Consider the following 21,663-nt stretch of genomic DNA (forward strand, 5'->3'; position numbering starts at 1 on the left):
TTATTTCAAATGAAAAATCAGAGTGTAAAAAATAATATTGATTGGATAAGTGTCTTTATCTACATTGCACTGGTAACTTTAGGCTGGCTGAATATTTATTCGTCTTCTTTATTATCAACTGACGGAACTTATCAAAAGCAGCTTATATTTATTGGCTGTACGATTCCGTTAATATTTGTTGTTCTTTTCGTTGATGGTAAATTTTATGAAAAATATGCCAGTATCATCTTTGGCGTTGCCTTGCTATCACTGGCTGGATTATTTCTTTTCGGAAAAACAATTGCAGGACAACGATGCTGGTACGCCATAGGAAGCTTTACTTTACAGCCATCAGAATTTGCTAAAGCAGCAACATCTTTGGCTTTGGCTAAATACTTAAGTGATACACAAATTAACCTAAAAGAAACCAACAGACAGATTCAGGCTTTAGCAATTATGCTATTACCTGTAATGCTTATTTTACCACAACCAGATCCTGGAAGTGCTTTAATTTACAGTGCTTTTATTTTAGTGTTATACAGAGAAGGATTGCCTTCTTGGTATGTTTGGACCGCTTTTATAACCATTGTACTTTTTGTACTTACATTGGTTTTAGAACCTTATGTAGTTATTTTAATTGCTTTTGCAATTCTAACTATTATCCATTTCAAAGGTCGTGTTGTAGATCGTAATTTGCTGTTAAGTGCAATTTTATTAGCTTTAATTTCGGGTTTTGTCTTTTCTGTAGATTACGTATTTGATAATGTTTTCAAACAACACCACAGAGACCGTTTCAATATCTTATTAGGTAAAACAGTTGACATGAAAGGTATTGGATACAACACTAATCAATCTGAAATTGCTATCGGATCTGGAGGATGGATTGGAAAAGGTTTTCTGGAAGGAACTCAAACTAAAGGAGGATTCGTTCCTGAACAACACACCGATTACATCTTTACAACTGTTGGTGAAGAATGGGGATTTGCAGGTTCTTTTACTGTTATTTTACTTTTCGTTTCATTATTACTAAGAGTAATTTATTTAGCAGAAAGGCAAAAGACAAAATTTAGCCGAGTCTATGGCTACTGTGTTTCTGCCATTCTCTTTATACACTTCTTTGTAAACATTGCCATGGTAATTGGAATTTTCCCAACAATTGGAGTTCCTCTGCCCTTCTTTTCTTATGGAGGTTCTGGACTATGGGGATTTACGATATTGTTGTTTATTTTCCTTAAAATGGACGCTAATAAAGTGAATGAATGGTAAAATCTAAATAGTTAAATTTTAAATTTTAAATTCCAATATAAATAAAGTGCACTAACTGAGATAAGGTTTTACTCAAACTTTAAGTACAACTTATCACCTTATTAAGTTCATATAAATCCATAAAAAATCCGAAGTTTTAGCTTCGGATTTTTTATGCTCTTTAATTAATTATATCTGTTCGTTTGGTCTCTTTTTTAAAAGCTTCACCAAGACTGGGAAAGTTGATATAATAATGATAATTATAATAATGTATTCAATGTGTTTCTTTAAATCTATTCCTTGTTTCAGAAAGACACCATACAAATAATGTCCTGCGAAGATTAAAATGAATGACCAAAGAAAAGAACTCAAAATATTGTAAAACATAAACTTCTTTTTGTCCATTGAAACAATTCCTGCAACTATTGGAGCGAATGTTCTAAAGATTGGAAGGAATCTAGCGTAGATAATTGCTTTTCCACCATACTTCTCAAAGAAATCTTTTGACTGAAGTAGGTATTTTTTCTTAAACCAAAAAGAATCTTCTTTTTTAAACAAATAATAACCACTTTTTGCACCAAACCAATAACCTGTCATGTTTCCTAAAACTCCCATTATTGCAACAGCAGTAGAAAGTAAAAATACGTTTATAAAATCATTAGGAATGGATACTACATTTTCCATTAAATCGCGACTGTAAATACCTGCTAAAAATAGTAAACTGTCTCCAGGCAAAAAGAATCCTGCGAAAAGTCCTGTTTCAGCAAATACTATAAACAGCACAATAAATAACCCAATCTGAATACCTCCAACACTTAAAGTAATATAAAATTCAGGGTTTATTAACTGGGTCCAATCAAATTTATTCATACAAGGGGAGTTGGTTATCTTTATAAGTTGGTGAAAGTAACAATAATTTAGCTTAACCACAATAAAATGCGGTATTTTAAACATAAATTAACTATTAAAAAAAGCCCAAACTAACGCTTGGGCTTAAGTAATAATTATTCTCTTACATACTTACAACAGCTATGCAGATTTTCGTAATCTTCATTTGTTGCTTTAACATCCTTAGTATCATGACCAACCTTTGCAACTGCTTTATTTAAATCCAAAGGAGATGATTTTTCTTCATTCATAACTACAGAAAGTTGATGAGAACTCACATCCCAAGTTGCCATTTTTACTCCCGGAACAGCAAAAGCCGCTTTTTCAATTCGTTTCTTGCATTGCTCACAGTTACCATTTACTTCTGTCGTATATTTTAGGTTTTTATTCTTTTTAGTTTGAGCTTGTGCCGAAAATCCAAAAAGAGCTATCATTACTACTAATAAAACTAATTTGTTCATCTTATTTATATTTAATTATTAATTGAAATTGTTATTGTTGTTTGATATTATAATTACGTATTTACTTAATCTTAAATCTTAATCCTGCATAATACATCTGACCAAAAATTGGCGCATATGCTACAGATGCATCAAAATTAGGTCCAAAAGGATTTTCTGCTCCTAAAATTGCTTTTTCTTGTTTGTAATTTCCAATATTCTCTCCTCCTATGTAAACTTCAAAAACAGAAGAAAAAACGCGAGTTACTTGTGCATTCATGACAGCATAAGCTGGTGAAAAATCTGGAAATCGATCTCCTTCAGGATTTGAAGCTGTATAAGGCAATTGTTGTTTTCCTGACCAATTGTATGTAAAGTCAAATTTCCATTGTTTGTCATCATCAGTTAAATTGGTTTCGTACTCTAAATTCCCTAAGAAACGATGCTTCGCCTGAAGCGGACGCTGAAATGAACCTCTTAAATAATCGGTTTGAATGTCATAATATTTATATGCTGTTCTCAAATTTAAATTACGAGCCAATTCATAATTAAACTCTACCTGAAGACTGTTTGCAAAAGAGCTTCCTTTCAAGTCATAAAACAATACTTGTTGAGGGCTTTGCATTACATCTACTACAGCCTGATTTTGAAAATCGGTTCTATAAAAGTCGAAACCTGCATCGGCATTTTTATTGAAAATTTTAAATTTCTGAGAGAAACTAATTCCATAATTCCAAGCAATTTCTGGGTTTAACCCATATACTTTTCCCCTAGAATCAAGAATTGAAAAATTTCTTGAACTTGCAAAAAGCTGTTGATTTTCAGCAAAAATATTAGCTGTACGTTTTCCTCTTCCTGCAGAAAAACGAATAACACCATTTTTCCAAGGATTATATCTCATGTGTAATCTTGGAGTAACAAAAAAACCTAATCGGTTGTGATTGTCTACTCTTCCTCCTAAAATCAAACTAAAATTATCGGTATTATCATAAGTATATTCAAAAAATGCTCCAACTGAGTTGTCAATTCTACTGTAATCTGTCACATTTACAAATTCCTGATACTGATCGTAAGTAAAGTTCAAACCAGTTGTAAACTTATGCATGGTATTACTAATGATCGAATTGAAAATCAAATTAGAATAAAAACTGTTTTGTTTGATATCATACTGATTTAAACCAAAATAAGAATCTTGTCGGTGTGTATTAAAAGCATTTTGAAAACCAATACTTTGATACGGCATATCTTTAAATACATAACCGATTTTCGTAGAAACATCAAATCGTTCTGTATTGATTTCTGAACCCCAGAAATTTGTAGTTCCGCGATCACGATCTTTATCAAAATCAAGTTCTCCAGTTTGCTTTTTATCATTCATATATCTGAAATTGATAAAACTAACCAAACCACTTTCCGGATTATAATATTGATAACGATTTAAAACATTGATTTGTTTTCCTAACGGATTATCCAGAAAACCATCATTATTCATGTCGTTCTTTGCGACACGCGCATTTCCATGAACAAATAAACTGGTTGCCCATTTATCTGATAGTTTTTTATTGAAATGGGTATTTAATTCAAAACGAGAATCAGTTGAACCGTAAGCATTCAAGAAGAAAGGGATATCGTTTAAGGGTTTTAAAAGCTCTGTATTTATTTGACCAGAAATACTTTCGTAACCATTTATAACACTTCCCGCTCCTTTGGTAATCTGAACACTTTCTATCCAGGTTCCAGGCGTAAAAGACAAACCATAAGCTTGAGAAGCTCCACGAACAGAAGGAATATTTTCTTCTGTAATCATTAAATAAGGACTTGTCAAACCAAGCATTTTGATTTGTTTGGTTCCTGTTAAAGCGTCAGAGAAATTGACGTCGATTGATGGATTGGTCTCAAAACTTTCTGCCAGATTACAGCAGGCCGCTTTAAGCAATTCTTTACTTGTTATTACAGATGTATTGGATGTTAATGTATAGGATTTTTTAATTCCTTTTTGCTTTTTATTGATTTTTACTTCTTCTAAATCTTCTTGTGAAAACATAGAAATAGAAAGTAAAAATGCTGCAAAAAGCATTATATTTTTTTGCATAAAAAATGATTTTAATGTTGAATAGAATTACATTCTTGCTCATTGTTCAAAACGAAGAACAATAAAAAATGTAAACACAAAGCCTTAACTAAGACTTGTATTTTATCTTAAAAACATTAAAATCAGGAATAGAAAATATACTGATGGTATAATTTGAATAAGGGGGGCGCATTCGCATCGGCATAATACGAAAGAACTTCTTTCTTTTTAAAACTTGGAAGTTCTAAAAAGACTAAAGGTTTGTAATCTTGAATAGTCGCTGGGAAAGCAAATTGAAAGAAAAAGAATTTGATTGTCGCATCATCTGATTTCTTTTCGAAATGAACGACTTTATCTTTACAACAAGAATTCTTTTTTTCTTTAGAACCGCAACATTTTTTTTCGATTACTGGCTCTACTGTAGTATTTAATGAAATGGAAGCAATTTTTCCTCCACAATAATGCACATCAAAAGCAAACCCAATATTGGAAACCAATAATAGGAAGGCCAAAAACAGTCCTGTGCACTTCTTTAAATTCATACTGCAAAACTATTCAAAAACAATCGATAAAAAAACCAAAATAAATGTTATTTTTTAGTTTTTTGAAGTTGATAATAAAATCCCGGAATAAACAACAGCACGAGAATTGGCTGAATTATGAATCTTCTCACATAAAAAAGAAGCCAGCTTGCATTTGGGAAAAATTCCAGAATTATAAAAAACAATCCTAAAAGTATTACCAGAAAAAAAAGGTACACAAACAGGCTGAATTTTAAAATATCCTGATTCTTAAATAAGATGTAAATTAACAATAGCGACAATATCGAATTTAGGAAATAACGAAAAAAAAGTCCAAAAAAGAGTTTTCGACTATCAAATTGAGGAAATGGCAGATTCGTAAAATCATCCTTGAAGTATTTTAAAAAAGGATCATAAAACAATTCTGTTTCGAAACTCCTAATTAGAGCAAAACACATTATTACAAGGACTGCAACAAAAATATGAAGTTTATTTTCTTTTAAATTATTTAGCATATCTCGAAAATCTATTGACCCAAAAAATCCATAAAATAAAGACATATCCGTAAATAATCAACGGAAAAACAACTCCATGAAGAAAATGATTTTGTTCTGGAAAATTAAACAAGAGAACGGTCAACAACGCAATTCTTACTATATTCAAAACATACAGAGACAAAATTCCAAAAATTATAAACAGAACAGTTTGCTTTAGTTTTCCTGAAAATGCTGCAACAAAAGAAACAAAAAGAATCATGATACTCACAACATTACATCCCTCTGTTATGCTTGCTAGATATTTACCATTGAAAATAACTCCCATCCAAGGGTTCTTAGGGCTTTTCTGAATGATTACATCATAATTAAAAAACTTTAGTAATTGGTCTACGTTTTTGCTTACAACTACCGTTATACTGTCAAGATCATTACCTTCATAACTATTTAAATAATAATTATAAAGCAATGTCAACACAATATACGTCAAGAAAAAGATCCCTACGAAAATTAAAAACGGTTTAAACTGGACTAAATATTTTTTCAAGAGATTTTTTTTTCAAATTTATGTATTTTTTGAGTTTAGCTTTAAATACTTTTGTAGAAAATTTTATATCATGACATTTCAAGAATTACAACCAAAGATAAGCAGCATTATTACTGACAATGAAACAAATAGAGACGAAAAATTATTAGCAGTTTGTCAGCTGTTAAATCAAAATGTGGAATATTACAACTGGGTTGGTTTCTATTTTGCGAATCACGATACTAAAACTTTACATCTTGGACCTTATGTAGGTGCAGAAACAGATCATACTGTAATTCCTTTTGGAAAAGGAATTTGCGGTCAGGTTGCAGAAAGCAATGCTAATTTTGTGGTTCCAGATGTTAAAGCTCAGGACAATTATATTGCATGCAGTCTTACTGTTAAATCTGAAATTGTAGTACCTCTTTTTGTTAATGGAGTAAATATTGGTCAGATTGATATTGACAGCCATGTTATTGACCCGTTTACAGAAGCTGATGAAAGATTCCTTGAATTCGTAAATCAAGAAGTTGCTAAATTATTCTAGAAACCCTGTTTTTAGTATAAAAAAAATAGACCAGAATGAAAAAAAGCATTTATATATTACTTCTTGTTATAGTTTCTTCTGGTCTTTCTGCACAAATTAACATGGTCTCGAAAAAGATCTTTCTTGACTCTTTAAATCGTGAAACCACTCCCGAAAACTATTACTTTACAAGAGTAATTACAAATTATTCTCAAAAAAGCGCGAGATACGTTATTACTGATTTCTACAAAAATGGCAGAAAGAAAATGACTGGCGCTACTCTCGACAGAGATATCCTGAAAAAGGATGGAGAATTTATTTGTTACCATAAAAACGGAGCAAAAGAATCTGTTATCGATTATTCTGACGATCATAAATCTGGCAAAGAAATTACTTGGTATGAAAACCAAAGCAAAAAATGCGAAAAACAGCATTCTTGGGATCCAAAAACCAAAAAATCACAAACTCTTATTCTAAATTGCTGGAACGAAGACAAAACACAGACCGTAACCGATGGAAACGGAGAATATGAAGAAACAGATTCATTTGTTACTCAAAAAGGAGAAATAAAAAATGGCTTAAAACAAGGAGTCTGGCTCGGAAATGATAAAATTCGAAAAACCACTTTTAGCGACAACTACGACAAAGGAATTTTAGTTTCGGGAACAAGTGTAGACGAAAATAATATCAAATTTTCTTATTCTTCTTTAAGCGAAAAACAGTCAGGAAAAAAGACACCAAAATCAAAATAAATATTCTTTATTTATTAATATAAAGGTCTTGTTGGTTTGTATTAAAAATATTACTTTGGCGTAATTTTATTTCCAATCCTCTATGAAACAAATTTTACGTCTTTTATTTTTTATTTTAATTTCTGTGAAAGCATTTTCACAAAACGAATCAAACACTAATAAGTTGATTTACCTAGATTCTATGTGGAATCCAAGTACTCAGGAAAATTATAAATACACCCGACTTATAGAAGAATACTACTCTAATAAAGAATCTTATACTTATAAAGACTATTACAAATCAGGAAAGTTAAAATTTATTGCCGTCACTTTAAACAGAGATGTTATGATAAATGAGGGACAAGCAGTTTCTTATTATGAAAATGGGAATAAAAAATACACTGTCAATTATGTAAAAGATAAAAAATCAGGAAGGGAATACAACTGGTACGAAAATGGAAATATAAAATCTGAGATTGATTTTTCTGAAGATAAAAAAGCGAAAGAAGAAGGTAAAATTAATAACTTTTGGAATCCAGAAAAAGAACGAATTGTTGCAGATGGAAATGGATATTATTCTGATAAAAGCGAAAACAGTGAACAATCTGGTCAAATAAAAAATGGCGTACCAGACGGCACTTGGACAGGTAAGGATTTTAAGAAAAAATCAAGTTTTATTGAAATGTATAAAAAAGGAGAATTAGTTTCAGGTGTCACTACCGATTCTTTAAATATAAAACATTCGTACGGCACAAAATACCTTAGACCAAGTCCTAAAAATGGAATAAATTCGTTCTACAGCTATATTGGAAAGTCAATGCAAATTCCTTTTGAAGCCAGAAAAGTTTCTGGAAAAATATACATGACCTTTATAGTAGATGAAGAAGGAAATCTAGTAGACCCAAAAATAATAAAAGGTGTTGGTTTTGGCATCGATGAAAATGCCATACAATTGATTAAAGAAGCCCAAAAATGGAATCCCGGAAAGATAAGAGGCGTTGCTGTTAGAGCACTTTATAAATTACCAATAACAATAATGGCAAAATAAGACGCAATAAAATTTATTTTTCCAAAAAAAAGTTTTAATTTTGCACCCGTCTTACAAAAGTTGTATTGACATACATAAAAATCATTTAAAATAATATTGGAATGTATTTAACTAAAGAAAAGAAAGAAGAGATTTTCGCACAACACGGTGGTGCAACAAACACTGGAAGCGCAGAAGGTCAAATTGCATTGTTCACTTACAGAATTTCTCACTTAACTGAACACTTGAAAAAAAATCGTCACGATTACAACACTGAGCGTTCTCTTGTCCTATTAGTAGGTAAAAGAAGAGCTTTGTTGGATTACTTGAAAAAGAAAGAGATCAACAGATATCGTGAGATTATCAAAGTATTGAATATCAGAAAATAATCAATATAGAAAAGAGGTGCGAAAGTGCCTCTTTTTGTTTTTACATTACACGCATAATAATTACAAGAAAAAAAGTTTGGTTTTTCATTGGGTTTTAGATAACAACAACTACACACAACAACAACTACAACACAACTAAAACCCATTGTATAATCAAAAAGGAAAAAATTTATGATTCCACAATTATTTGTAGAAAAGATCGATTTAGGTGATGGCAGAAGCATCACAATCGAGACAGGACGTTTAGCAAAACAAGCTGATGGTTCTGTAGTAGTTAGAATGGGCGACACTATGATTCTTGCAACAGCAGTTTCAGCTCGTACATCAAACCCAGGCGTTGATTTCTTACCATTAACGGTAGATTATCGCGAAAAATTCGCAGCAGCAGGTCGTTTTCCTGGAGGTTTCTTCAAAAGAGAAGCACGTCCAAGCGACAGCGAAGTATTGACAATGAGATTAGTTGACCGTGTATTGCGTCCGCTTTTCCCAGACGATTACCATGCTGAAACACAAGTTATGATTCAATTAATGTCTCATGACGAAACTGTTATGCCAGATGCTTTAGCTGGTTTAGCAGCATCTGCAGCATTAGCTGTTTCAGATATTCCATTTTACAACTTAATTTCCGAAGTTCGTGTTGCACGTATCGACGGAAAATTAGTTATCAACCCAAGCAGAGAAGAATTAGAAAAATCTGATATCGACATGATGATTGGAGCTTCTTTAGATTCTGTTGCAATGGTTGAAGGTGAGATGAAAGAAATTTCAGAAGCTGAAATGATCGAAGCTATTAAATTTGCTCACGAAGCTATCAAAGTTCAAATTGCTGCTCAACAAAGATTAAGAGCACAACTTAGCTCACAGGAATACAGAACTTACGAAGGAGAAATTGAAGACGAAGCTGTTTACGCTAAAGTAAAAGCTGCCGCTTACGATAAATGTTACGCAATTGCTCAAGAAGCTTCAGGAAAAGCGGAAAGAGGTGAAAAATTTGCAGCTGTAAAAGAAGAAGCAAAAGCTTTATTCACAGAAGAAGAATATGCTGAAAATGCAGATCTTGCAGGTTTAGTTGGAAAATACTTCTACAAAACTAACAAAGAAGCAGTTCGTAACGTAATCCTTGAAAAAGGAATTCGTTTGGATGGTAGAAAAACTACAGACATCAGACCAATCTGGTGCGAAACTGATTATTTACCAAGAGTTCACGGATCTTCTTTATTTACACGTGGAGAAACTCAAGCTTTGGCTACAGTAACTTTAGGAACTTCTAGAGAAGCTAACCAAATCGATTCTCCATCAGAACAAGGTGAAGAGAAATTCTACTTACACTATAACTTCCCTCCTTTCTCAACTGGTGAAGCAAAACCACTAAGAGGAACTTCAAGAAGAGAAGTTGGTCACGGTAACTTGGCTCAAAGAGCTTTAAAAAATATGATTCCTGCAGATTGTCCTTATACAATCCGTGTTGTTTCTGAGGTTTTAGAATCTAACGGTTCTTCTTCTATGGCAACAGTTTGTGCTGGAACAATGGCTCTTATGGATGCTGGAGTTCAAATGATGAAACCAGTTTCTGGTATTGCTATGGGATTGATTACTGATGGTGAGAAATTTGCTGTATTGTCTGATATCTTAGGAGATGAAGATCACTTAGGAGATATGGACTTTAAAGTAACTGGAACTGCTGACGGTATCACTGCTTGTCAAATGGACATCAAAATTGATGGTTTACGTTATGACATTATGGAGCAAGCTTTATCTCAGGCTCGTGACGGACGTTTGCATATTTTAGGAAAATTAACTGAAACTATTGCTACACCAAGAGCTGACGTTAAAGCACATGCACCAAAAATCATTACTAGAACTATTCCTGGAAACTTTATTGGAGCATTAATTGGACCTGGTGGAAAAGTGATTCAGGAATTACAAAAAGCTACTGGAACAACTATCGTAATCAACGAAGTAGATGAGCAAGGAGTTGTTGAAATTTTAGGAACTGATCCAGAAGGAATCAAAACTGTATTGGCTAAAATTGATGCTTTAACTTTCAAACCTCAAATGGGAGAAGCTTACGAAGTTAAAGTAATTAAAATGCTAGATTTCGGAGCTGTTGTTGAATATACTGCTGCACCAGGAAACGAAGTATTGCTTCACGTATCTGAATTGGCTTGGGAACGTACTGAAAACGTTGCTGACGTAGTAAAAATGGGAGATGTTTTCCAAGTGAAATACTTAGGAATTGATCCTAAAACTAAAAAAGAAAAAGTGTCTAAAAAAGCACTTGTTCCAAGACCTCCACGTGAGGAGAAAAAAGAGTAATCAGATCTTAGTTTACTAAAGGTTTATTCATAGAAAACCCCAACTCATTTATTTGAGCTGGGGTTTTTAAATTTTAATTGAACAGTTTATTCTTTTTAAAAGGAATATTTTTCCGAATCAAATAAGCATGATAACAACTGGGAACATCAAATGTCCATCTTGGCAAAATCAAAACAATAAGCAAAACGTCTATATGTCCAACGATTCCAAAAACAATTGCTAATGAGAAAGTAATTCCTGAATATCCAAAGCCAATCATGCCAACAAAAGCAAGCAACAAAGTTATTCCCCATAGTTTAGAAAGAAATGCATGAGTACAGGTTTCTTTTCCAAATTTCATAAAACTAAAAACATAAGTAAGCGCTTCCATTACAAAAATCACAGCTATTGCAATCGCATTTTCTTTTATTATTTCAGGATTTAAAATCCATGAACACCAAGCAACACATAACCAAAAAACTAAATCTGTCTGACTATCCATTCTTCGAAGTTTTTCTGAAGAAGTCCCGAATCGACGAGCAATAATTCCATCAAAAATATCCGACAGTCATCCCAGAAAAATTAACACAACAAGTTCTTTCCTAATTTCGTTTCCATAATTATACGTTAGCACTATCAAAATCGGCCCTAATAAAAACCGAAAAACTATAAGCAAGATTGGTATATTTTTCATTTGTTTAATTTTATTTATCTTTTAAATTGCCAGTTAAAAAAAGGAAGTTTTCTTTTTCCATTTGTGTTCCAAAGTCCAAATTGCATTCCTCGTAATTCTTTAGAATTATTAAACAATCCTATCTGAATTCCGTTATGTCGTCTGGAAACATTTGATGGTCCAATCTGAATTCCATTTCCAACGTCTGATAAATTTGCCAAAGCGGAAATACTCAAACCAGAAAAACACTTGGTGTTTAAAATTCCACCAACAGAAAACCCATTCATTTTATTCATTCCAGAAATTATCGAAATATTTAGGCCTCTCAATTCTGCACCACCCGTAAACCCTCCAGAACTAATATTCAATCCGTTTATCCTAATGTAAGTATCTGTACAATCATCAAAAAACGCCACATTACTAATTGCATTATCATTAATCCCAACAAACAGAGATTCAAACGGAACATTAATCGAGATAGTAAATAAAGCCAGCGACAAAGGACTCGCTTCAATATTTAATCCATTAATTGTCTGAAGTTTGATTTTAGCATTTTCGTAGTGTCCTACTCCAAGAGCAAAACCATTTACCTTATTTACTCTTCTTGAAATTGGAGACAAACTAAAAATCTTGATACTATCATTCCTTAAATTATGCTCTGACTTCCATTTAAAATAATGCAAATCCAGATCTTTCCCATCAAGCAGCAGAGGATTTGATGAATTATTGCTGACCAATGTATCTTCAACTTTCAACAAATTATCTTGTCCAAAACAACAACCAGAAAACAGTATAAGACCAAAAAGAGACATACTTTGAAAACTGGTAAAAAATTTAATACTCATAATTAGATTAATACTTTTCATATTATTTCTTTTAAAATTACAAAGCAAACCTATTGTAATTATCGCATTTGAATTTGCAAAAATCAATAAAATGAATTCGTATATTTGTGATTATCGCAAATTATGAAAACACAAGAATTATTCTTAAAGGCAATCAGAAACAAAATTCCGAAATCTGTTTCTTTGATAGATGAAATAGCTGCTGTATTAGAAATCAGTTATGATGCTTCACATCGAAGGATTTCTCAAAAAAGTAAATTTTCGATAGACGAAACTGTGAAACTTGCGGATCATTACAGCATTTCTTTAGATAAATTATTTTCTAAAAAAGAGAAAGTAATTGTTGAGAAAACTATTGAGATTACAACAATGAAAGACATGTTGCTGTATTTTAAATCATCAGCAGAACAAATCGAAATATTGACAAAAAACACTGGTACCACTTTGTTTTATTCTGCTAAGGACATTCCGTTATTTTACTTTATGGATGGGACGATTTTGTCGAAATTTAAAGCATTTGTATGGCTGAATCTTTTAAATAATGAACAAAAAAAAGTTTCATTTGAAAACTTCGTAATAGAAGAATCTTTCTCCGAATACATGCAGAAATTAAAAAAAGTCTACGAAAATACTATTGTAAACGAGATTTGGAATGACACTACTATAAATAGCAGCTTACAACAAATACTCTATTTTTATGAAGCTGGTTTACTAAAACTAAATAGTGCAAATGCTTTATTGAAAGATTTGAAACGAATTATAAATGTAATTCAGGAAAAATGCAATAACCCTTCTAATAATTTTTCGATCTATTATAATGAACTTATTTTACTGAATAACAACATGCTTATTGAAACAGAAGAGAAATTAACCATGTTTGTTCCCTACACTCTTTTGGGCTATTTTATAACTGATAATGAAGAAAGCTGCAAAAATGTTCATCAGTTTTTTAAGCAACAAATTATCAATTCGAAACCTTTGAGACAATCTGGTATCAAGGAACAAAATCTTTTCTTTAATCGAACTATTCGAAAAATAGATTACTACGCCGAAAAAATAAACTCTCAGGTAGATTTACATTTTTAATTATTGCAACCAAAGTACCGATTTCATTAAGCTTTTGATCAAGTTTTGATTTTCTTTTTAAGTGAGAATACATTTCTTAATTCTTACTTATAACCCTAAAAAAACAAAAATAATCCGCACTATTTATTTAAAAATATAAAAAAAATATCACAATTTAACAAACTCCCGTTCCATTTATAACCTTTTTTTAATACTTTTGAAACCAATCAACCAAAAAACAAACTAATCAAATTCCCTTGAAAAATTACCAAAAAAAAATCGTTTATCTTTCAATATTTACGGGCTTTTTAAACATATCGCACATACATTCCCAATCTGTTGAAAAATCTTCATTATACGATTACTTTGATGAAGCCGTAGGAAAAGACAACTTAAACATCAATAACGGAATTGTTCACAGTGAACCTTTTCGTCCTTTGGCTGGCAAAAACAGGTATTATCTTGACGAGTTCAATCTTGGAGATATCAGCTATGAAAATCAGATTTATACTAAAGTAAATCTGAAATACGACATTCTGCTAGATCAGGTAATCTACAAACAAAACGGATCATCAGAAAACTTACCGATTAACTTAATTACAGAAAAAGTCGATTATTTCTTTATTAAGAATAAAAAATTCGTCAATCTTAAAGAAGAATCAATAAAATTTCCTTCAACTATAAAAGGAATTTACGAAGAAACTTATGTTGGCGACAATGTTTCTCTTTACATTAAACATTCTAAAGAAAAAGTAAAATCACTACAAGCCGATCTTATTCACTACAATTTCATTTACAAAATAAACTACATCTTAAAATACAATAACTTTTTCTATAAGGTTGAAACAGAAAGGGATTTTAAGAAGATTTTTCCAAATTATAAAAAAGAAATAAACAGTTTTTATAGTACTGACAAGAAATTAGAACGTTCCAATAAAGCGCAATTCATGGAAAATCTAACGAAACAAATCAATGGTCTTTTAAAAAAAAGTTCTAATTAAATGAAAAAAATTACTCTTATTCTATTTTTAATAACCTTTCAACAAATCATACATTCTCAAATTATTAGCGACAAAATATCGGTTGAATTTAAGAATGCTAATTTAAAAACTGCTGTTCAGGATATTGAAAAAGTGTCTTACTATAAGTTTTTCTTTGATGAAAAATGGTTTGAAAAGGACAGTACTTCTCTAACTAAAAAATATAAAGAGGTAAGAATTGCAGAAGTTCTTGAAGAGGTTTTTCAAAATACAAGTTTTAACTTTTACATTTCCGACAACAAAGTTATTATAACCAACAACAGTATTATTTACAGTCAGTTACCTGATGATTATTTCGGAATTCCTCTTGAAAGAGATCCAAACGGACAAATAACAACTCCGATATTTTATCAGCAATACGACTCTATAAAGAAAACAAATTCGCGAAATCCTAACAAGAATATTAGAGATCTTGTTCTTATTGGTAAGGAAGTTAAAAATCAAAAAAAGAAACCCACTTATACCTTATCGGGTTTTATACGAGGCGGAAAAAACAATTCTGCACTTGCTAATATTATTGTAAAAGTACCCAACTCTGAATTTTCTACTTCAACAGACAAAAAAGGATATTTCAGTCTGCAGGTGCCAGGAGGATTAAACGTTATTGAAACGGAGAGTTTTTCATACAACAAAGTGACCAAAAACATAATGGTTTATAATGATGGCTCCTTAAATTTTTCACTAACAGACAACATAAATCAACTGGATGAAGTACTAATCAAAACCAACAAAAGCAAAAGTGCTAAATCTGCCATAACAGGCGTTACCACAATTGATGCTGAAGGAATTAAAAATGTTCCGTTGGTACTTGGAGAGCGCGACATTCTTAAAGTTGCTTTAACAATGCCTGGAATAAAAACAGCAGGAGAAGGTTCTGCTGGATTTAACGTGAGAGGAGGAAAAGAGGATCAGAATTTATTTTTACTAGATCATGCAACCTTATATAATCCATCGCATTTCTTTGGTTTTTTTACTGCTTTAAATCCGTACACAACCAAAAAAGTTGACATTTACAAAGGAAGTATTCCTGCTGAATTTGGAGGAAGATTATCATCTGTTTTTGACATTTCATCTAAAAGCGGAAATGTAAACGAATTTCAGGGAGAAGGTGGTATTGGACCAGTTACAAGTAATTTAATGCTTTCTACACCTGTTGTAAAAGGGAAATCAAGCTTAATTTTGGGAGGAAGAGCAACGTACTCAGATTATATTTTAAAAAGTTTAGATGACGAAAATCTTAAAAACAGTCAGGCTTCTTTTTACGATTTCATTCTTAAATACAATCATAAAATAAACGCTAATAATGACATTGAGTCTACTCTTTATTACAGTCATGATAAATTTAGCGTTTCTTCAGATTCGCTGTATAAATACAGCAACAGATTAGCAACACTAAAATGGAATCATACATTTAATGAAAAAAATAAAGGTTCTTTAATTGTTACAAATAGTGAATACAAGTTTAATATCGATTACGAATCTGAAGGAGTAAATAATTTTGATTTTGGATATAAAATCGACGAGACTCAGGCAATGTTAAAGATGATTTATCTATTCAATCCGAAACATAAATTCAGTTATGGTATTTCTACAAAACTGTATGCTGTAGATCCGGGATATTTAAATCCGAAAAATCCTCAGTCTTCATTGGTTCCTATTGATATTGAAACAGAAAAAGGCTTAGAATCTGCCGCATACATTGGTGATAATTTTAAAATAAACGATAAGTTTCTTCTTGATTTTGGTTTGCGATATTCCTATTTCGCTGCTTTAGGAAAATCTACTCAGAGAATTTATGAAGAAAATTTACCCATTAGCGATGCCACGGTAATTGAAACCAAAACGTATGGCAACAACGAAACCATCAAAAGCTACGGCGGATTTGAACCAAGAATTGCTGCCAGATATTTTATTAATGATGATTTTTCTGTTAGAGCAAGTTATGACAAAACCTATCAGTACATTCACTTATTATCTAATAACACAACGCAGTCTCCAACCGACATCTGGAAATTATCAGATTTGAATGTTAAACCTGAAAGCGCGCAACAAGTTTCTTTAGGTCTTTATCACAATTTAAAAAATGGAGATGTCGAACTTAGCTTAGAAGGATATTACAAAAGATCTAAAAACATCTTGGATTACAAAGTTGGCGCTGAATTATTGCTTAACGAAAATATTGAAACTGAACTTTTACAAGGAGAAGGAAAAGCGTACGGTATAGAGGTTTTACTAAAGAAACAAGTAGGAAAATTAAATGGTTGGATTGGTTATACTTATTCAAGGTCTTTAATCAAACTTGACAGTCAGTTTAAGCAAGAAAAAGTAAATGACGGAAAATATTTTGCTTCTAATTTTGACAAACCACATGACTTTAGCGCTGTTTTAAACTACAGAATTACAAAACGTTACAGTTTTTCAAGTAATTTTGCTTATCAGACAGGAAGACCAATCACCTACCCTATCGGAAGATATGATTATGGTAACGAGCAATATACTGTATATAGCGATCGTAACAAATTTAGAATCCCAGATTATTTCAGACTAGATCTTGGTTTAAATATTGAAGGAAATCATAAAATCAAGAAATTAGCTCATAGTTTTTGGAATATTTCGGTTTATAATGTTTTAGGAAGAAACAATCCTTATTCTGTATTTTTTGTTACCGACAAAGGACAAATCAAAGCTTACAAAACATCTATTTTCTCTATTCCAATTCCAAGTATTACTTACAATTTCAAGTTTTAAAACCATGAAAAAAAATATATACAAAATATCCCTATTTTTAATTCTGACATTTGCTATTAGCAGTTGTACAGAGCAATACGTTTTTCAGAACACTGATTTTGAAAGTGCACTTGTGGTTGAGGGAACTATAACAAACGAGCTTAAAAATCAAACCATAAGACTTTCGCAAGTATATCAGCTTGAAGAAACTGGCCCAAAACTTGAAAAAGGCGCCAATGTGTTCATTTCAGACGATCAGGGAAATGAATATCAGTTTGCAGAAAAAGACACCGTTTACGAATCTATAACGCCTTTTAGAGCTGAACCTGGAAGAAAATATCAATTAAAAATTAAAACCAGCGAAGGCAAAAATTACACTTCGGATGAACAAGTTTTAACCACTGAAACTAAAATTGATAACGTAACAGCTACTGTTGAAAATGTTAATGGTCAGAGAGGCGTGCAAATCAATGTAAACAGTTTTGACCCAAGTAACACTTCAAAATATTACAGATACGAATATACCGAAACGTATAAAATTATAGCACCAGTTTGGAGCAACATAGAAGCTGTTATGGTTAGCTATCCAGGAATTCCCGCAAATCCAGATGAGGATTTTCCAGGATCTCCCGGAGGTGAATATATTTCGGTAAGAAACCGAAACCGAGAAACAAGAACGTGCTTTTCTACTAAAAAATCAGCTGAAATAATTTTAAACAACACCAATAGTCTTAGCGAAGATCGTGTACATTTTCCTGTTCGCTTTTTAAGCAATCAGAACTACATAATCTCACATCGTTATACCATTTTTGTAAAACAGTATGTTCAAAATTTAGCTGCATATACTTACTACAAGACCTTGAAAGATTTGTCAACTTCTGGAAGTGTTCTTTCTCCAAAACAACCAGGATTTTTCTATGGAAATATAAAATCTGTAGAAAATCCATCCGAAAAAGTAATTGGTTTTTTTGAAGTTTCTTCTGTTTCCTCAGAAAGAATTTTCTTTAATTATGCCGATTTATTTCCTGGAGAACGTTTACCTCCTTATTATGAAAGCGATTGTACCATTAAAGATTTCATAGATTGCGAAGGACTTCCTCCTTGCAGCGGACCTCAATTACGCTCAGCAATAAGATCCAGAGAGTTAGTATTAGTATCAACTAATTACAGTAGTGATTATGGAATGGTAAAACCGCCTTGTGGTGATTGCACCACATTTTCGTCTAATATAGTTCCTCCTTTTTGGATAGATTAATCTTTATAAATTCAATGAAACACGTTACTATAATTATTCAGACTAACATACTTAACAGAATCAAACATTTGATTCTGTTAACTATTCTATTCATTCAAAATGGGTTTGTTTTTGCACAGAACTCACAAAACAAAAATGCATCTCCAGATATGTCAACTCAGGAGACAATTTTTCTACATGCCAATACAAGTACTTTCTTGACAGGAGAAACATTACTCTTTAAGCTATATTGCTTAAACCCATTAAACAACAAAACAAGTCAAATTAGCAAAATTGCTTACGTTGAATTTGTAAATAGCGATAAAACATCTATTCAAAAAAATAAAGTTTATCTGGATAACGGAATAGGAAGCGGCGATTATTTTATACCTACAACCTTAAAAACTGGAAATTATAAAATTATCGCGTACACAAAATGGATGCTAAATAATGTACATTCGCAAAAGCATGAAATAGACATTTTTATTATAAATCCGTTTCAGACTCAAGAGGAAAATGACAATATAACATTTGACATCACTAATCCACAAAAAACAGTTGCACCAGTTGCAACAACGAACTCAAATTTAGGAAACGACAAAAGAATCGATCTTGAATTTGATAAAGAAAGTTATTATACAAGAGAAAAAGTAAATTTAAAACTAAAAACTCTAACAGAAGCAACAGAAAAAGGAAGCTATTCTGTTTCCATTCGAAAAACGGATCAAATCCCGACATTAAAACAGTTGACTTCTCCAGAATTTACCAAAAAATCTGCCGAAGCCTATGTGAACACTCCTAATACTTTTGACAATATTCCCGAAATCAGATCTGAATTAATAACTGGTTATCTTACATCAAGTACCAATGGAGATTTAAGCAATAAATCGATTGCTTTATCATTACCCGGAAAAGAATATGTCTTGAAGATTGTTAAGACTAATTCTAAGGGTAAATTTGCATTTTTATTAGATCAATTTCCAAATTTTCCAAATGCCATATTACAGGTAATCGACGAAAAACGAAGTGAATATACGATTCATTTAGATGGTTTTCCAAAGTTTGACACTTCTTCATTGCAATTTACATCAAAACTGAACTTATCACCAGAATTAAGAAAAGATATAGAAGAAAGATCTACTGCAAGTCAAATTCAAAATGCTTACTATCAAATAAAGAAAGACAGTTTGGTTACTGAGGCGGTTATGAATCCTTTCTTTACCACTATCGAAAAATCGTATGTATTAGATGATTACACAAGATTTCCTACTTTAAAAGAAAACATTGTTGAAGTTATTGTTGAGCTTTATTATAGAAGAGAAAATGGTAAATATCAGCTGCACATTAGAAATAATCAAAAAGATTTAATGATTTATGGGCCGCCGTTAGTGCTTGTTGATGGACTTTTAATTCAGGATCCAAGCGATCTTTTCGATTACAATATGGCAAATGTCAACAAAGTTAGTTTGATTACAGAACCTTATGTTTACGGACCTAATTTATATGGCGGATTAATTAGCTTTGAAACCAAAGACAATGAATTTTCTACAAATTATGCCAGAAAATATCTAAAAACAATGGAGATTCAACGTCCTAATCCTGAGAAAATCTACAATAATCCTGATTATGCAGCAGGTAATAAATTACAAAGAATTCCGGATTACAGATATCAGTTGTTATGGAAACCCAACATCAAATTAGACACAAAAGAAGATAGTTTATCTTTTTACACATCTGATTTAAAAGGAAATTTTGAAGTTGTACTAGAAGGTTTTACAGATAATGGGCAACCTGTTTATGTTTCAAAAAACATTACAGTAAAATAAAACCTGCTTGTGGTGACTGTACAAAGTTTTCATCTAATATTTGTTCCTCCGTTTTGGATAAATTAATTCTTTAAAATGCATGGAATGCGTGCTTCAACAAGAGTTAAATTACATAAAAAACTAATGGTATTTTTATACTTTATTTAAAGAAAAAAAATACCTTTAGTCTTCCAAAAATAAATTTTAACTCTCAAACCATCATTATGGCTTACACCGTTTTACAAAACACAAGAATTAATACCGGAGATTTCATTTTCGAACACCCTGAAACTGTTACTTATCCCGTACCTCCATTAGTTTCAGCAAAATTTTATACGCCAAAAGGAGGACCGCTTACTTTAAAAATCAGAGCTACTTTATATATAAACTCTGAAGATCCAAATAATCCAACTGTTGAAGAACCTACAGAAACAGGAACTACTTTACAAATGTTTTTTGACTACGATTTCTCTGAAGAAACTCCAGAAAGTTGTGATGTTTGGTACGTTGAAGTTGACTATACTTCTGAAACCGTTAAAAATATCACTGAAGTTCTTTCTTTCTTAAAAGATATTGACCCTGAAACTTCAAGAGGAACTGAGACAAAAGTCACAACTCCATAAAATTCAAATAAACTGTAATCATCAATGAAATAGTAAAAGGTATAAACACCTATATTTCATTGATGATTTCAATATCAAAATAAACATCTGAATGTCTAAAAACAGTTTTTCAATATTTTTAGCACTGTTAATTTTTCCGATTTTTCTTTTTTCACAAAATAAAAATTGTGAAGAAGTTATAAAAACTAAAATTAAACTAAAATCTCTTGAACACAAGTCTGAAGATAATTTCAGGAAAGCTCAATATTTTTATACTACAAAAAATTGGGATTCTACTTTAGTTTATTCGATGAAACAATTAAGCGCTACAAAAAAAACAGATCTAACAGATTACTGTCACTTATTAAGAGGTCTTAGTTTTAGACAATTAAAATTATTCAAGGAAGCCGATAAAGAGTTTTTATTAATCTCCAAAAAATTCGTTTTCTATAATTATATCGATAACTACTTAGCTTGCAACTATATTGATTTAAAGGAATTTAAAAAAGCCATTCTTCATTTTCAAAAAGTACTTGAACC

At 31.5% G+C, this 21,663-nt stretch carries 19 protein-coding genes and 2 pseudogenes; 13 read left to right on the plus strand and 8 right to left on the minus strand.

Annotated features, from left to right (window positions below):
* The first annotated feature begins 9 nt into the window (after positions 1–9).
* Positions 10–1,245: a rod shape-determining protein RodA gene (gene rodA / locus VGE71_RS19495; RefSeq protein WP_331139793.1), complete on the plus strand. Its 1,236-nt coding sequence runs from the start codon at positions 10–12 to the stop codon at positions 1,243–1,245.
* 168 nt (positions 1,246–1,413) lie between these two features.
* Here rodA and VGE71_RS19500 read toward each other — a convergent pair whose 3' ends face one another.
* From VGE71_RS19500 to xrtF, 6 genes are all read right to left on the minus strand, one after another.
* A complete protein-coding gene (locus VGE71_RS19500) occupies positions 1,414–2,094 on the minus strand; it encodes a DedA family protein (protein ID WP_144215646.1) in 681 nt (226 codons plus the stop codon).
* A 134-nt stretch (positions 2,095–2,228) separates the two neighbouring features.
* Positions 2,229–2,573 (minus strand): heavy-metal-associated domain-containing protein, encoded by a 345-nt coding sequence (locus VGE71_RS19505; RefSeq protein WP_144215647.1) that lies wholly within the window; start codon positions 2,571–2,573, stop codon positions 2,229–2,231.
* Positions 2,574–2,634: 61 nt separating this feature from the next.
* Positions 2,635–4,644, minus strand: coding sequence for a TonB-dependent receptor plug domain-containing protein (locus VGE71_RS19510; protein WP_331139794.1), 2,010 nt, complete (start codon positions 4,642–4,644; stop codon positions 2,635–2,637).
* A 122-nt stretch (positions 4,645–4,766) separates the two neighbouring features.
* Positions 4,767–5,165 (minus strand): HYC_CC_PP family protein, encoded by a 399-nt coding sequence (locus VGE71_RS19515; protein ID WP_331139795.1) that lies wholly within the window; start codon positions 5,163–5,165, stop codon positions 4,767–4,769.
* Positions 5,166–5,212: 47 nt separating this feature from the next.
* Positions 5,213–5,659 (minus strand): exosortase F system-associated membrane protein, encoded by a 447-nt coding sequence (locus tag VGE71_RS19520; RefSeq protein WP_414656182.1) that lies wholly within the window; start codon positions 5,657–5,659, stop codon positions 5,213–5,215.
* Positions 5,649–6,185 (minus strand): exosortase family protein XrtF, encoded by a 537-nt coding sequence (xrtF, locus tag VGE71_RS19525; protein WP_331139797.1) that lies wholly within the window; start codon positions 6,183–6,185, stop codon positions 5,649–5,651. The genes VGE71_RS19520 and xrtF overlap by 11 nt, the downstream gene beginning before the upstream one ends.
* A 70-nt stretch (positions 6,186–6,255) precedes the next feature.
* On the opposite strand from xrtF, the gene VGE71_RS19530 reads away from it, so the two are divergent.
* The 5 genes from VGE71_RS19530 (at position 6,256) to VGE71_RS19550 (ending at position 11,153) form a co-directional block, all read left to right on the plus strand.
* Positions 6,256–6,711: a GAF domain-containing protein gene (locus VGE71_RS19530; protein WP_331139798.1), complete on the plus strand. Its 456-nt coding sequence runs from the start codon at positions 6,256–6,258 to the stop codon at positions 6,709–6,711.
* A gap of 35 nt (positions 6,712–6,746) precedes the next feature.
* Positions 6,747–7,442: a hypothetical protein gene (locus VGE71_RS19535; protein ID WP_331139799.1), complete on the plus strand. Its 696-nt coding sequence runs from the start codon at positions 6,747–6,749 to the stop codon at positions 7,440–7,442.
* An 82-nt stretch (positions 7,443–7,524) separates the two neighbouring features.
* On the plus strand, positions 7,525–8,469 hold the full coding sequence (locus tag VGE71_RS19540; protein WP_331139800.1) for an energy transducer TonB: 945 nt from the start codon (positions 7,525–7,527) through the stop codon (positions 8,467–8,469).
* A 101-nt stretch (positions 8,470–8,570) separates the two neighbouring features.
* A complete protein-coding gene (rpsO, locus tag VGE71_RS19545) occupies positions 8,571–8,837 on the plus strand; it encodes a 30S ribosomal protein S15 (protein ID WP_007804772.1) in 267 nt (88 codons plus the stop codon).
* Between the two features lie 171 nt (positions 8,838–9,008).
* The gene (locus VGE71_RS19550; RefSeq protein ID WP_331139801.1) at positions 9,009–11,153 is read left to right on the plus strand and encodes a polyribonucleotide nucleotidyltransferase; all 2,145 of its coding nucleotides are present in this window, start codon (positions 9,009–9,011) and stop codon (positions 11,151–11,153) included.
* A gap of 73 nt (positions 11,154–11,226) precedes the next feature.
* On the opposite strand, the pseudogene VGE71_RS19555 reads toward VGE71_RS19550, so the two are convergent.
* Positions 11,227–11,826 (minus strand): annotated as a pseudogene (locus tag VGE71_RS19555) (CDP-alcohol phosphatidyltransferase family protein).
* A 14-nt stretch (positions 11,827–11,840) separates the two neighbouring features.
* Positions 11,841–12,671 carry a hypothetical protein gene (locus VGE71_RS19560; protein WP_331139802.1) on the minus strand — a complete coding sequence of 277 codons (831 nt, stop codon included), beginning with the start codon at positions 12,669–12,671 and terminating at the stop codon, positions 11,841–11,843.
* A 102-nt stretch (positions 12,672–12,773) separates the two neighbouring features.
* On the opposite strand from VGE71_RS19560, the gene VGE71_RS19565 reads away from it, so the two are divergent.
* The 7 genes and pseudogenes from VGE71_RS19565 to VGE71_RS19595 all read left to right on the plus strand — a co-directional run.
* Positions 12,774–13,736: a hypothetical protein gene (locus tag VGE71_RS19565; RefSeq protein ID WP_331139803.1), complete on the plus strand. Its 963-nt coding sequence runs from the start codon at positions 12,774–12,776 to the stop codon at positions 13,734–13,736.
* A gap of 236 nt (positions 13,737–13,972) precedes the next feature.
* Positions 13,973–14,716 (plus strand): hypothetical protein, encoded by a 744-nt coding sequence (locus tag VGE71_RS19570; RefSeq protein WP_331139804.1) that lies wholly within the window; start codon positions 13,973–13,975, stop codon positions 14,714–14,716.
* A complete protein-coding gene (locus VGE71_RS19575) occupies positions 14,717–17,503 on the plus strand; it encodes a TonB-dependent receptor (protein WP_331139805.1) in 2,787 nt (928 codons plus the stop codon). It begins immediately after the preceding gene.
* Between the two features lie 4 nt (positions 17,504–17,507).
* Positions 17,508–18,737 carry a DUF4249 domain-containing protein gene (locus VGE71_RS19580; protein ID WP_331139806.1) on the plus strand — a complete coding sequence of 410 codons (1,230 nt, stop codon included), beginning with the start codon at positions 17,508–17,510 and terminating at the stop codon, positions 18,735–18,737.
* A 14-nt stretch (positions 18,738–18,751) separates the two neighbouring features.
* Positions 18,752–20,542, plus strand: a complete 1,791-nt coding sequence (locus tag VGE71_RS19585; protein ID WP_331139807.1) for a hypothetical protein — start codon at positions 18,752–18,754, stop codon at positions 20,540–20,542.
* Between the two features lie 203 nt (positions 20,543–20,745).
* Positions 20,746–21,144 carry a hypothetical protein gene (locus VGE71_RS19590; protein WP_331139808.1) on the plus strand — a complete coding sequence of 133 codons (399 nt, stop codon included), beginning with the start codon at positions 20,746–20,748 and terminating at the stop codon, positions 21,142–21,144.
* Between the two features lie 91 nt (positions 21,145–21,235).
* Positions 21,236–21,663, plus strand: a pseudogene (locus VGE71_RS19595) (histidine kinase); the annotation flags it as partial.

The organism is Flavobacterium sp., assembly GCF_036405015.1.
GTDB lineage: Bacteria > Bacteroidota > Bacteroidia > Flavobacteriales > Flavobacteriaceae > Flavobacterium.

What these genes read in the sequence shown, in the direction of transcription:
- rodA (WP_331139793.1), top strand. Translation starts at nt 10, where the DNA reads ATGAAAAATCAGAGTGTAAAAAATAATATTGATTGGATAAGTGTCTTT.
- VGE71_RS19500 (WP_144215646.1), bottom strand. Translation starts at nt 2,094, where the DNA reads ATGAATAAATTTGATTGGACCCAGTTAATAAACCCTGAATTTTATATT.
- VGE71_RS19505 (WP_144215647.1), bottom strand. Translation starts at nt 2,573, where the DNA reads ATGAACAAATTAGTTTTATTAGTAGTAATGATAGCTCTTTTTGGATTT.
- VGE71_RS19510 (WP_331139794.1), bottom strand. Translation starts at nt 4,644, where the DNA reads ATGCAAAAAAATATAATGCTTTTTGCAGCATTTTTACTTTCTATTTCT.
- VGE71_RS19515 (WP_331139795.1), bottom strand. Translation starts at nt 5,165, where the DNA reads ATGAATTTAAAGAAGTGCACAGGACTGTTTTTGGCCTTCCTATTATTG.
- VGE71_RS19520 (WP_414656182.1), bottom strand. Translation starts at nt 5,659, where the DNA reads ATGCTAAATAATTTAAAAGAAAATAAACTTCATATTTTTGTTGCAGTC.
- VGE71_RS19530 (WP_331139798.1), top strand. Translation starts at nt 6,256, where the DNA reads ATGACATTTCAAGAATTACAACCAAAGATAAGCAGCATTATTACTGAC.
- VGE71_RS19535 (WP_331139799.1), top strand. Translation starts at nt 6,747, where the DNA reads ATGAAAAAAAGCATTTATATATTACTTCTTGTTATAGTTTCTTCTGGT.
- VGE71_RS19540 (WP_331139800.1), top strand. Translation starts at nt 7,525, where the DNA reads ATGAAACAAATTTTACGTCTTTTATTTTTTATTTTAATTTCTGTGAAA.
- rpsO (WP_007804772.1), top strand. Translation starts at nt 8,571, where the DNA reads ATGTATTTAACTAAAGAAAAGAAAGAAGAGATTTTCGCACAACACGGT.
- VGE71_RS19550 (WP_331139801.1), top strand. Translation starts at nt 9,009, where the DNA reads ATGATTCCACAATTATTTGTAGAAAAGATCGATTTAGGTGATGGCAGA.
- VGE71_RS19560 (WP_331139802.1), bottom strand. Translation starts at nt 12,671, where the DNA reads ATGAAAAGTATTAATCTAATTATGAGTATTAAATTTTTTACCAGTTTT.
- VGE71_RS19565 (WP_331139803.1), top strand. Translation starts at nt 12,774, where the DNA reads ATGAAAACACAAGAATTATTCTTAAAGGCAATCAGAAACAAAATTCCG.
- VGE71_RS19575 (WP_331139805.1), top strand. Translation starts at nt 14,717, where the DNA reads ATGAAAAAAATTACTCTTATTCTATTTTTAATAACCTTTCAACAAATC.
- VGE71_RS19580 (WP_331139806.1), top strand. Translation starts at nt 17,508, where the DNA reads ATGAAAAAAAATATATACAAAATATCCCTATTTTTAATTCTGACATTT.
- VGE71_RS19585 (WP_331139807.1), top strand. Translation starts at nt 18,752, where the DNA reads ATGAAACACGTTACTATAATTATTCAGACTAACATACTTAACAGAATC.
- VGE71_RS19590 (WP_331139808.1), top strand. Translation starts at nt 20,746, where the DNA reads ATGGCTTACACCGTTTTACAAAACACAAGAATTAATACCGGAGATTTC.